Below are 12,048 nucleotides of genomic sequence, written 5' to 3'. Positions count from 1 at the left end.
ATTCTCCTTTATATATTTTTTGTAAATTTAATTACATAAAAGTAATTTTCTCTCGGATAAATCTCCCGAATCACTTCTTTCAATTCATCCAATCCCATATTCTCCTGCTTCGCATGTTGTTCCGTCAGTTTATCAAGGGTAATCGGTGAAACACTTAACACTTCAATAGTGCAGAAATATTGATTATCTTCAAATCGACCCACTCGCAAAATATTGCCCGCTTTAAAATGACTTTCGGATTTGTCCCGAATAGTGATGGTTTTGCGCCCGGAGAGAATATCGGCTTCGAAGCGCTGGTAAAAAGTGATGTCGTTCGGTTGCATTTTATTTCTGAAAGTGCGGTCGGATCTTTAGGTATTTTTGCAACAAAACCCCATCTTTTAAGATGAGGTTTGTGCTATAGATTAATGCCGGCAATCTTTTATTTTGCCAATTCGCGTTTTACGCGTTGCATTTCTCGAATCAGACGTTCTTCTTCTTGGCGGCAATAGGAATCCATTTTAATCTTTCCGCTGTCATCTTTAATGTCGTTTACACAGCGAACTTGCGTGTATTGTTTTTCTAACATGCTTAATACACGTGCTAATTCTTGTTTGTGTGCGGCTTGTTTGTTCGTTGGTTTAACGATTACCGGTGCGGCAGTCGCATTTTTAGGTTGTGCCGGTTGGGTAGCTTGTGCTGCCGCATTCGCTGGCGCAGGCTCTTCTGTTGTCGCAGGGGCTGCTGCTGTTGCATTTTCTTGTGGTGCAGGTTCAGCCATATTTGTATTAGGCTGTGCCGGCATTGCTGTGGTAGTGGCAGGTGCGGTTTCTGTTGCGATAGGAGATGTTGCTTCAGGGCTTTGTGCCGGCATTTCTTTTGTTGGTTCGGCAGGTTCTGAGGCTTTGGTTTCTTCCTGTACGACCTGTGGCTTAGGATCATCACAGGCGGTGAATAAGAACGTTGAGCAGGCAATAAATAAAGCGAGAATTGATTTTTTCATGTTTTAGGCTCCATATAAAATAATGAGTCAAGATTAGGCAGCGTTTTCTGTCGAAAGCTGCCAACCTTGGGTTCGCAAGAATTTATAACGCTCCCGAGCAAGTTTTTTGGCTTGTTCTTCTGCGGGCACAAAATCAATAATTTGATTAAAGGTGCCAAAAAATTCAGGCAGTACTTGTTGCAAATTAATCAGTAAATCTCTTCGTTGAGCGTTACGCTTTGATGACCAGCTAATTTCAATGGGTGTTGCGTAGGTTGTTATTTCACCAAAGAGATTATGCGGGACAAATTCATCAGGATCTCGCTGCCATAAGGCTTCATCTAATAGCAATGCCTGTTCCTGTGTTTCACAGCTAATGAGCACCCGTTTCCCCAAACGCCATGCCGCCGCGGCAAGATTGCACGCCAACTGTTCTTGAGCAGACAGCCCATTTGGGGACGCCATGTCATGGAGTAAATAAAATTGTGCTGATTGCGCCATAAAAACATACCTCAAGAGAGATGCAAGCTGAGATTTTAGCGGAAATCAGCTTAAATAGAAAATGTTAATTTTCAAAACGTTTTACAAACTCACCGCACTTTATGATCTAAGTCACAAAACCGATTTTCTGTTTGTAATTTCAGTTCATAGATGAGTCAGGCGGTGTTAAAATCTGGCTGACTTTTCATTAATAATCAATAAGAGGTAATTACAATGGCATTTCGTATTGAAAAAGACACCATGGGTGAAGTTCAAGTTCCGGCAGACAAATACTGGGCGGCTCAAACCGAACGTTCCCGCAACAATTTCAAAATCGGTCCTGCGGCATCTATGCCACATGAAGTCATCGAAGCCTTTGGTTATTTGAAAAAAGCGGCGGCATTTGCCAACCATGATTTAGGCGTGTTGCCTGCTGAAAAACGTGATTTAATCGCACAAGCTTGCGATGAAATTTTAGCAAATAAATTAGACGATCAATTCCCGTTGGTGATTTGGCAAACCGGTTCCGGTACGCAATCCAACATGAACGTGAACGAAGTGGTGGCAAACCGTGCTCACGTTTTACACGGTGGCAAATTGGGCGAAAAATCCATTATTCACCCGAATGATGATGTGAACAAATCCCAATCTTCCAACGATACCTTCCCAACCGCAATGCACATTGCCGCATACAAAAAAGTGGTCGAAACCACTATCCCTGCCGTAGAACGTTTACAAAAAACTTTTGCAGCAAAATCTGAAGCCTTTAAAGATGTGGTGAAAATCGGCCGTACGCACTTAATGGATGCAACCCCATTAACATTAGGTCAAGAATTCTCTGCCTATGCGGCGCAATTACACTTCGGTTTACTTGCATTGAAAAATACCCTACCGCACTTACGCCAATTAGCCCTTGGCGGCACGGCTGTGGGTACCGGTTTGAATACACCGAAAGGCTATGATGTGAAAGTAGCAGAATACATTGCTAAATTCACCGGTCTTCCGTTCATTACCGCAGAAAACAAATTTGAAGCGTTGGCAGCACATGATGCTATCGTGGAAACTCACGGTGCATTACGTCAACTTGCTATGAGCTTGTTCAAAATTGCTAACGACATTCGTTTATTGGCATCCGGTCCACGCTCCGGTATCGGTGAAATCTTAATTCCGGAAAATGAACCGGGTTCTTCCATCATGCCGGGTAAAGTTAACCCAACCCAATGTGAAGCCATGACTATGGTGTGTGCACAAGTGTTTGGTAACGACACCACTATCGCGTTCGTCGGATCTCAAGGTCACTTCCAATTGAACGTATTCAATCCGGTAATGATTGCGAACTTCTTACAATCCGCTCAATTGTTGGCAGATGCCTGTGTTTCTTTCGATGAACACTGCGCAACCGGTATTGAACCGAACTACCCTCGCATTAAACAACAACTTGAAAATTCGTTGATGTTGGTCACCGCACTTAATACCCATATCGGTTATGAAAATGCGGCGAAAATTGCGAAAACTGCACACAAAAACGGTACCACCTTACGCGAAGAAGCCATTAATCTTGGCTTAGTTTCTGCGGAAGACTTCGACAAATGGGTGCGTCCGGAAGATATGGTGGGCAGCTTAAAATAACGTGATGCGTTAAATTAAGCCATGAGTAAAGAAGACGGGATCAATTTCCCGTCTTTTTTGTTATAATCGCCCACATAAATTTTTATGACGGATTGTTTATGAAATTAAAATCGCTGCTGTTTATTTTAGGTTTAATACCGACCGCACTTTCTGCCCATTGGGTGAACGTGGGAAATGCTGATTATAACTGGGGCCCATTTTTAGTGTATTCCATTGATTTAGCAACAGAAAATGGCGAATATAAAGAAAACCAGTTGCCGGTGATGCTTTCTTTTAAATATGAAAAGCCCGTTGAAGGAAAAAATTTTGCGATTAGCTTGATTAAAGAAATGGAATTTCTGAAAGCGGATAAAGCTAAAACGGATTTGTGGCTAAAAGACATGCAGGCTATTTTCCCGGACTTCTCTCCAAATGCGATATTGCGTTATATTGCGCTACCCGATAAAGGGTATTTTATTTTGAATGATTCCATTTTAGATCATGAGTTTGAACCGGAATTCAGCCAAATGCTGATCAATATTTGGTTGTCACCACAGAGTAACTTCGTCAAATTGCAGCCCCAATTATTGGGTAAGGAAAAAGGAAATGTTTCACCGGAAGCGTTTAAAACGCAACCGGAAATCGATCCTATGGGGGAGGATGAGGCCAGTCCACAACTGCCTCCAAACTTTCCGCTGAATGCGATAGAGTCGGAATAACGCATAAGCCAACCGACTTTATTTGTTTTTCTTAATATAAAAGCCTTTCAGATGAAAGGCTTTTATTGCACAAATGATTAACATTAACCTCGATGTGTAATTCGTGATTTCGTTCGTAGCGTGCATCTTGATGCACGACCAAATTACGCACGGAACGTTATTTAACGCTTTCGGGCATTCATGATTTCGTGCAACAAGTTGCACGCTACGATTCACTAAAATAGTGATATGAAAATAAACACGGTGACCGGTTTTCACAAGCCCCTTGAGGGGCTTGTGAAGTATAGGCCCTTATAGGGGAGCCTAAAAACCGCACGTTTTATGAGCGGATTGTTATTTTTTCGTTAAAACAAGATCCGCGTGCGAATTGTGCCATCAATATGACGTAATTTATCGAGCAATGGTGCGGAATCGTCGGTTTCCACATCAATTACCACATAGCCGATTTTCGGATCGGTCTGTAAATATTGCGCAGCGATATTGAGATTGGCCTCAACGAAAATTTGGTTGATTTTAGTCAAGATACCCGGGCGGTTTTCGTGAATGTGCAACAAGCGTTTGGAGCCTTCGTGTTCCGGTAGAGACACTTCCGGGAAGTTAACGGAAGATAAGGTTGAGCCATTGTCGGAATATTTCACAAATTTACCGGCGACTTCAAATCCAATATTTTCTTGTGCTTCAGCGGTAGAACCACCGATGTGCGGCGTTAAGATCACATTATCGAATTTGCGTAATGGGGAAATAAATTCTTCGTTAATGGATGCCGGTTCTTTCGGGAATACGTCGATTGCCGCACCGCGTATTTTACCTTCTTCTAATGCTTTGGCTAATGCATCAATGTCCACGACAGTACCGCGCGCTGCGTTAATCAAAATAGCATCTTGTTTTAATTGGGCAATACGTTCTGCGCTGATTAAATTGCGGGTAGATGGCAATTCAGGAACGTGCAGGGAAATGACATCGCAAGAACCGAGCAATTCTTCCAAGCTACGCACTTGTTTGGCGTTGCCAAGAGGCAGTTTGTTTTCAATGTCGTAGAAATGGACATCCATCCCCAAGGATTCAGCAATAATACTCAGTTGTGAACCGATATGACCGTAGCCTACGATCCCTAATTTTTTGCCACGCACTTCGTGTGAACCCACCGCCGATTTATTCCATAAACCACGGTGCACATCGGCATTGGCTTGCGGAATGTTACGCATTAATAATAAGATTTCACCCAAGACTAATTCTGCTACAGAACGCGTGTTAGAGAACGGCGCATTAAAGACCGGAATGCCGCGTACTTTCGCCGCATTTAAATCCACTTGGTTGGTACCGATACAGAAACAACCGATAGCGATCAATTTCGGTGCGGCTGCGATTATTTCTTCGGTTAAATGGGTGCGCGAACGTAAGCCAATAAAGTGGGCATCTTTGATGGCTTCTTTGAGTTCATCACCGTCCAACGCTTTTTTGTAGTAATCAATGTTGGTGTAACCTGCGGCGTGCAAGGTGTCTAATGCGCTTTGGTGAACACCTTCCAACAACACAAATTTGATTTTATTTTTATCTAATGAAACTTTTGATGTCATATTTTTCTCCGATTATTTTTAAATGATTTTTGCGCCGTCCGGTGTGCCGACAATTACCGTGTTTGCCGGGCGTAAAGCGAATACGCCGTTAGTCACGACACCTGCAATGTTATTTAATTCTTTTTCCATTTCCACCGGATTCATAATAGCAAAATTATGTACGTCTAAAATGATGTTGCCGTTATCGGTCACGACACCTTCGCGATATTCCGGTGCGCCGCCAAGTGTGACTAATTTACGAGCCACTTGTGAACGCGCCATGGGGATAACTTCAATCGGTAACGGGAAAGTTGAGCCTAACACATCCACTTGTTTGCTGCTATCCACGATGCAGATGAAATTTTTTGCAAGTGCAGCCACAATTTTTTCACGGGTTAATGCCGCGCCGCCGCCTTTGATCATCATTTTTTGTGGATTGATTTCATCCGCGCCATCCACATAAATATCTAAACTGGAAACGTCATTCGTACTGAAAACTTCAATACCTTGCTGGCGGAGGAGTTCTTCTGAATTTTTCGATGCTGCTACAGCGCCTTTAATTTGATCTTTTAGCGTTCCCAAGGCTTCGATAAAGCAATTCACGGTCGAACCGCTCCCCACGCCCACGATCATATCCGGCTTTACAAATTGCAAAGCCGCTTGCGCGGCGATTTTTTTCATTTCAAGTTGATTCATTTTTTCTCCTTACATCACAAAATTACGCAGTTAAATCGCGTAAACGATTGCGTTTACTTTAATCAGTTTCCTTGGCATAAACAAGTAGAGATGCGTTATTCGGGCAAAAAGGCTTCTAATAACTCGTTTAAAAACAGTTTTCCGTGCTCGGTGACTTGCCAAGTGCGGTCGGTTTCAGTGATGAATTTTTGATCCAGCGCCCAAGCCATCGTCTTATCTACCACACTTAATGGCAAGCCGGTGAATTGTTCAAATTCGTTTTTTGGTACGGCTTCCAATAAGCGAAAACGATTCATAAAGAATTCAAAAGGGCGATCTTCGGTGCTGACGTCCCGTTCTTCATACAAATATTCGCCACGCATATAGCCTTTTGGGTGTTTGGTTTTGCTGTAACGCAAAATTTTTCCGCTTGGAAAACTGAGTTTGCCGTGTGCACCGCAACCAATGGCAAGATAATCGCCGAAGCGCCAATAATTTAGGTTGTGTTGGCACTGAAAGCCTGGTTTGGCATAGGCTGAAGTTTCATATTGTTGATAGCCGGCAGCCGTTAATAATTGATGCCCTTGTTCGAAAATATCCCACAATTCATCGTCATCAGGCAGTTTCGGCGGACGATAAGCAAACATCGTATTCGGCTCGATGGTGAGCTGATACCAAGACAAATGCGGCGGTGCCAGTTCAATGGCTTGATGCAAATCCGCTAAGGCTTCGTTTAAGGTTTGGTTAGGTAAACCGTGCATTAAATCCAAATTAAAACTGCGCAGAGAAGAAACGCGTGCGAAACCTACCGCACTTTTTGCCTCGGCGGCATTATGAATGCGCCCTAGCTTTTGCAATTTTTCATCGGAAAAACTTTGAATGCCCATAGAAATCCGATTGATGCCGGCTTGTGCATAACCTAAAAAACGCTCAGCTTCAGCCGTGCCAGGATTGGCTTCGAGGGTAATTTCAATGTTGGGATCAAAAGGAATGTGCTGTTCGATTTGATGTAATAAATAGGCAATATTTTCTGCGCTAAACAGGCTCGGTGTACCGCCACCGATAAAAATTGAATGTAGCGGACGTTGTTGCAGGCTTTCCTGATAACGCGATAAATCCGCAGTTAAATCAGCCAGTAAATGATGCACATAATCTTGTTCAGGAATGGCGCCTTTTTGCGCATGCGAATTAAAATCGCAGTAGGGACATTTCTGCACACACCAAGGAATGTGAATGTATAAACTCAGCGGTGGTAACCGCAACGGATTTAACGGCGGTGTTATCATTAGCGAACGACCACCGCGGTACCGCTTGCCACAATCATAAACATGCTTTTGGCATCTGAGGTGATGGTGGTGTAATTGACTTCTACGCCCACAACGGCATTAGCGCCTAATGCTTGAGCGTTTTTTTGCATTTCATCTAATGCTTCTTTGCGCGATTTGGTAATGCGCGATTCATACATGCCGGAACGCCCACCGATAATGTCGGTAATGCCGGCAAAAAAGTCGCGGATAAAATTTGAACCGGCAACGACTTCGCCGAATACCAGTTGTTTATATTCGACAATTTGCTTGCCTTCAATGTGAGGTGTGGTGGTAATAATCATCTTTTTCCCTTTAAATTCGTTATGAAAACTGACCGCACTTTAGGTGCCCAATTTGGCTTTAAGCACCGCTAATGCACGGGCACGGTGGGAAATTTTCTTTTTCTCGGCAGTTTCCAGTTCGGCAAAGGTGCAACCTGTCTCCGGGCTGAAAAAGAGTGAGTCATAACCAAAGCCATTGTCGCCTTTTTCTTTAAAAGTAATGACACCGTGACATGCGCCTTGCGCAATAATCGGAGACGGATCGCTTGGGTGTTGTAACAAGACAATGGTGCTAACAAATTGCGCACTGCGTTGTTCGGTGGGTACATTCGCTAATTCCGCTAACAATTTTTCACGATTTTTCGCATCAGCTTGCTCGCCATCTACCCCAGCATAACGAGCGGAATATAAGCCGGGTGCGCCGTTTAATGCGTCAACCACTAAGCCGGAATCGTCTGCAATCGCTGGTAAACCGGATTTTTCCGCCGCATAACGGGCTTTTAAAATGGCGTTTTCTACGAAGGTCAAGCCGGTTTCTTCTGGGCTGTCGATGCCTAAGTCGGTTTGGGCGATAACCTCAAAACCGAAATCGGCTAACACATCCGCCATTTCTCTGACTTTACCCTGATTGCCAGTGGCTAAAACAATTTTTTGTTTCATATTGTCCTCTTACTTATTCTGTTAAGTGCGGTTGAAAAATGCCTCGTATTATAACGCACCCAATAAAAAAGACGAGGCGCATTGCCTCGTCTTACATAAAAACAATGTTAGAGTAGAGCGATTAAAGTGTGATGCGATCGCGATTTTTTTCGAGTGTGGCTTTGCCGATGCCTTGCACTTCCAATAATTGCTCGACAGCACTAAACGCCCCGTGTTTTTCACGGTATTGCACAACGGCTTCCGCTTTTTTCGCGCCAATACCCACAAGTGCTTTTTGAATTTCGGTAGCAGAGGCCGTGTTGATGTTGACTTTCTGGCTAACAGCGGCCGTTGCGACGGGTTGCTCTGTTTGCGCTGTAGGTTCTGCCGCCTTTTCTGCTGCCATGGCAGTGCCGGTAAACACCGTTCCTAACACGAACAGAGAAGCCAAAAGATGTTTCATTACTTTCATAGTGATTCCTTTTCAGACTAAAGTTAAATACACGTTGAATTAATCAACGGGCGTACTTTGCCGAAAATCGAAAAAATGCACGAGAAAACGACCGCACTTTTGGGATCTTAGTCGCAAAATCAAGGAAAAACGAGTTAGGTTTTAAAGCATTTCGATCGGGAAGGGTGGAAATAGGGGAGAGTAGAAATAATGAACAGGGATTTCAGGCAAATCAGTGGATTGGTGATTTGCCTGATAGTTGGGAAGATCAAAATACTTTTTTAAACGGCTTAATGATGACATCACCATACACGCCGGCTTCGACATAAGGATCTTGAGCTGCCCAGTCTTTGGCGGCTTGCAAGCTCTCAAACTGGGCAATGACGGTCGAACCGGTGAAACCGGCCTCACCCGGATTTTCATCATCAATTGCCGGGTTTGGGCCTGCGGTTAATAAACGATCTTCGGCTTGGAGTTGTTTCAAACGAGCAAGGTGTTGTTCACGCACGGCCAAGCGTTGAGCCAACGTGTTCGGTTTGTCTTGAGCAAAAATAACGTAGTACATTTTGAGTCCTCTTGTTAGTTTATGGCGTTTTCATGTGTGCCAAAGCGGCATCTAATTCGTGATTATTTTCGCGTGGAATAGCACGAGGTTTACCTTCCTGATCGACAGCAACAAACGTAAATTGTGCTTCTGTCACGCAATAGCGTTCACCAATAGGTTCGCTTGCCACTTTTTTAACCCACACTTCCACTTTAATTTTAATTGAGCTACGTCCAACGTGTAAACATTGTCCATAGCAACAAACTACATCTCCAACAGAAACCGGCTGAATGAAATTCATGCTTTCAACGGCAACAGTCACAACGCGTCCGTGAGCGATTTCTTTTGCTAAAATGGCGCCGCCAATGTCCATTTGAGACATGATCCAGCCACCGAAAATATCGCCGTTGGCGTTGGTGTTTGAGGGCATCGCTAAGGTTCTGAGCAGAAGCGTGCCGTGAGATTGTTGTCCGGTTTTACTATCAGTGAGTTGAGCTGACATCGATTATTCCTTGTTTTTTTCTTGTTGTGTTTGAGGTAAATAGCGATAAATATAAAGACCTGTAATGATCGTGGCGACAAACGTCATGCCGATAATGCCGAAGGACTTGAAATCGACCCAAATGTCGTCCGATAAATATCGGCTGATATAAATGTTAAGCAACATACATAAAATAAAAAAGCCGCTCCATCCTAAGTTGAGGTTCTTCCACACCGGCTCAGGTAAGGTGATTTCTTTACCAAGAAGTTGTTTAATCAACAGTTTTTTAAAACCAAATTGAGCGACAAGTAAAACCAATGCAAAGAGCGCATAAATAATCGTCACTTTCCATTTTAAAAACTCAAGATCGTTAAAATAGGCGGTTAACGAGCCAAAGAAAATGACTGCACCTGCAACAACTTTTTGTTGTGTTTCAATTTTGCCGTATTTCACTTTTAAAATAATGAATTGCATGATAGTCGCGATCACCAAGGTGATTGCCGCTTCACGAATTCCAACTAATTTATAGACGGCAAAAAAGAGAATTAAGGGAATAAATTCAAGTAATTGTTTCATATTGATGTTATGCCTTTGATATAAATAACGTATAAAAACGGTATGTGACAACCAATGCAAATACATTGATTAGCGCAACCAGGATACCGCTAATGAGTGCCATAATGGCATTGCTTGAAAAGGCGGTGAGAAAATTTTCCACGAATGGGATCAGCACATAAATCAGCAAGCAGAAGATAAATAATACAGACACACGCCCCATCGCAGCACGCCACGTAATTTTAGCGGAATGGCTTATGCTGTCGTTTGTTAGCAAATAATGTACCGGCGCTAAGCAAAAACGAATATAGAGCCCAATGCCGATAACCATCGCAAATAATGAAATAATGGAAGGCTGTACGTTTTGCTGAATAGCAATCATGGCTTCTGTTAGCCCAATAAGGATCGGGATAAAAATCAGGAAACTCAGCAAAATAGCGCCCAAAATCCGTTTTAATGTTGAGGAGAAACTCTGCCAAATCGTGTTGAATTGACGCAAGCTAATTTGATGAATGGTGACTAAACACCATGCACTGATAAAAATATAAATAAACTGTTTAAGAAAAAAGAATGTCACCAAATCGATGCCTTGTTCTTCTGACATCGTGGAGGCAATTTGATTGTTTGACAAAGACATAACAATTTCATTGGGCAACATGACAAACTGTAGCCATACCATGATAATGTCGACAAAAAAGTAGAACATAGATAAGAGAAGGATAATTCGCTTTTCATTTTGCATGAAATGAAAGCTGTCTTTAATAATTTGGGTAAAGTTTATTGGCATTTCATTGACTTCATTAAGCGTGAAAGAAAAAGAGCCTAATTATACTGACCTTTCCGGATAAAAACAGATCCTATTTTAATACTCCGACGTGTAAATCCGCGATTTCTGTGCATGGATTCGTGCATCAAGATGCACACTGCACGAGGAATGAGCTAACTAGAGGAGAGCAGAGAGCAGGGGAATCACGCAATTTTTACATTGATTTATCGATAGCCGATTTCATCAAGCTGAGATTCCCCATTAAAATTGGGTGTCAATCGGGTTATGTTTGATTTTCTATCGCCGAATGACAAGAAACTAGCGACAAATTAACCGCACTTTTTGCGCAAACTGTGCGCCAAGGGTGTCATCTTCGTTGCGTTGAGACTGATCTAACGAGGAGGCGTAAGCTTTAAGTTTTTCATTGATATTAGGCTCCAACACTTCGCCATGGCAATTTTCCGGTAATTGAGAAAAATCAACAGCGGAATGAAAAGGCTGATCGTAATACATAGAAACATAATAAGTCGGATCGTAAGTACTTAATGTAAATTCGTTATCCTGCAAAAGCTGCGGTTTTGACAACATAAAATCAAAATAATACAACACCTGTGCCCCACTGGTCTTCATGCCGTAATTTTGAGGTTTTGCGCTGTATTTTACTTTATTGCCTTGTTTATCAAATAAATAGCTAAAGTAATGCTCATTGACCACATTGCCGATAACCTCATCAATTAATTTCTGCAAGGCTTTCTTGTCACCTTTTGCTTGTTTTACATCATATAACACAGCAGCCGAACTGGGTTCATCCAAAATCCATTGCATTGAAAAACCGACTAATTGTTGCTTTTCCACTAATACTTTGGTTTTCATGTCAATAAACGCATGGGGGTGGGCAAAAAGTGTTTGAGCACAAAGTAAGGTTATCAAAAATAAACTTATTTTTTTCACAGGTTCACCTTCTCGGTAGATTGGATTTTTCTATTTTATCACAAATAAAAAGGCACCACAGTACGGTTAAAAAA

The 12,048-nt window shown here is 42.6% G+C and carries 16 protein-coding genes; 2 read left to right on the top strand and 14 right to left on the bottom strand.

Translation table 11 applies throughout. From position 1 onward, the window contains the following. Positions 1-8: 8 nt before the first annotated feature. The 3 genes from yqfB to Q0203_RS03815 form a co-directional block, all read right to left on the bottom strand. Positions 9-323 (bottom strand): N(4)-acetylcytidine aminohydrolase, encoded by a 315-nt coding sequence (gene yqfB / locus Q0203_RS03825; RefSeq protein WP_297929671.1) that lies wholly within the window; start codon positions 321-323, stop codon positions 9-11. A 98-nt stretch (positions 324-421) separates the two neighbouring features. Beyond that, positions 422-982, bottom strand: a complete 561-nt coding sequence (locus Q0203_RS03820; protein WP_297929669.1) for a hypothetical protein — start codon at positions 980-982, stop codon at positions 422-424. Between the two features lie 33 nt (positions 983-1,015). After that, positions 1,016-1,462 (bottom strand): DNA polymerase III subunit chi, encoded by a 447-nt coding sequence (locus Q0203_RS03815; protein ID WP_297929667.1) that lies wholly within the window; start codon positions 1,460-1,462, stop codon positions 1,016-1,018. Positions 1,463-1,675: 213 nt separating this feature from the next. Between Q0203_RS03815 and fumC the strand changes: the two genes are divergently transcribed. Next, entirely contained in the window at positions 1,676-3,070 is a 1,395-nt protein-coding gene (fumC, locus tag Q0203_RS03810; RefSeq protein ID WP_109128058.1) for a class II fumarate hydratase, read from the top strand. 98 nt (positions 3,071-3,168) lie between these two features. Then, entirely contained in the window at positions 3,169-3,768 is a 600-nt protein-coding gene (locus tag Q0203_RS03805) for a hypothetical protein (protein WP_297929665.1), read from the top strand. A 344-nt stretch (positions 3,769-4,112) separates the two neighbouring features. Here Q0203_RS03805 and serA read toward each other — a convergent pair whose 3' ends face one another. From serA to zevA, 11 genes are all read right to left on the bottom strand, one after another. After that, positions 4,113-5,345, bottom strand: coding sequence for a phosphoglycerate dehydrogenase (serA, locus tag Q0203_RS03800; protein ID WP_297929664.1), 1,233 nt, complete (start codon positions 5,343-5,345; stop codon positions 4,113-4,115). A gap of 18 nt (positions 5,346-5,363) precedes the next feature. Then, on the bottom strand, positions 5,364-6,020 hold the full coding sequence (rpiA, locus tag Q0203_RS03795) for a ribose-5-phosphate isomerase RpiA (protein WP_006719268.1): 657 nt from the start codon (positions 6,018-6,020) through the stop codon (positions 5,364-5,366). A gap of 95 nt (positions 6,021-6,115) precedes the next feature. Then, positions 6,116-7,285, bottom strand: coding sequence for a radical SAM family heme chaperone HemW (gene hemW / locus Q0203_RS03790; RefSeq protein WP_109128233.1), 1,170 nt, complete (start codon positions 7,283-7,285; stop codon positions 6,116-6,118). Further along, positions 7,285-7,608, bottom strand: coding sequence for a YbjQ family protein (locus tag Q0203_RS03785; protein WP_006719266.1), 324 nt, complete (start codon positions 7,606-7,608; stop codon positions 7,285-7,287). The genes hemW and Q0203_RS03785 overlap by 1 nt, the downstream gene beginning before the upstream one ends. 39 nt (positions 7,609-7,647) lie before the next feature. Beyond that, positions 7,648-8,247, bottom strand: a complete 600-nt coding sequence (gene rdgB / locus Q0203_RS03780) for an RdgB/HAM1 family non-canonical purine NTP pyrophosphatase (protein ID WP_109128232.1) — start codon at positions 8,245-8,247, stop codon at positions 7,648-7,650. A 121-nt stretch (positions 8,248-8,368) separates the two neighbouring features. Further along, a complete protein-coding gene (locus tag Q0203_RS03775; RefSeq protein WP_109128231.1) occupies positions 8,369-8,698 on the bottom strand; it encodes a helix-hairpin-helix domain-containing protein in 330 nt (109 codons plus the stop codon). A 247-nt stretch (positions 8,699-8,945) separates the two neighbouring features. After that, on the bottom strand, positions 8,946-9,242 hold the full coding sequence (locus tag Q0203_RS03770) for a YciI family protein (protein ID WP_209362972.1): 297 nt from the start codon (positions 9,240-9,242) through the stop codon (positions 8,946-8,948). 19 nt (positions 9,243-9,261) lie between these two features. Next, positions 9,262-9,723 (bottom strand): acyl-CoA thioester hydrolase YciA, encoded by a 462-nt coding sequence (gene yciA / locus Q0203_RS03765; RefSeq protein ID WP_297929659.1) that lies wholly within the window; start codon positions 9,721-9,723, stop codon positions 9,262-9,264. A 3-nt stretch (positions 9,724-9,726) separates the two neighbouring features. Beyond that, on the bottom strand, positions 9,727-10,278 hold the full coding sequence (locus tag Q0203_RS03760; protein WP_297929657.1) for a septation protein A: 552 nt from the start codon (positions 10,276-10,278) through the stop codon (positions 9,727-9,729). Positions 10,279-10,285: 7 nt separating this feature from the next. Continuing rightward, positions 10,286-11,044: a beta-methylgalactoside transporter gene (locus tag Q0203_RS03755; protein WP_297929655.1), complete on the bottom strand. Its 759-nt coding sequence runs from the start codon at positions 11,042-11,044 to the stop codon at positions 10,286-10,288. 297 nt (positions 11,045-11,341) lie between these two features. After that, positions 11,342-11,974 carry a zinc transporter binding subunit ZevA gene (zevA, locus tag Q0203_RS03750; protein ID WP_297929653.1) on the bottom strand — a complete coding sequence of 211 codons (633 nt, stop codon included), beginning with the start codon at positions 11,972-11,974 and terminating at the stop codon, positions 11,342-11,344. Between the last annotated feature and the right edge of the window lie 74 nt (positions 11,975-12,048).

Origin of the sequence: uncultured Aggregatibacter sp. (assembly GCF_938046485.1) — a bacterium.
GTDB lineage: Bacteria > Pseudomonadota > Gammaproteobacteria > Enterobacterales > Pasteurellaceae > Aggregatibacter.
Note: the sequence above shows the minus strand (reverse complement) of the source record. Positions and strands in the feature narration are given on the sequence as shown.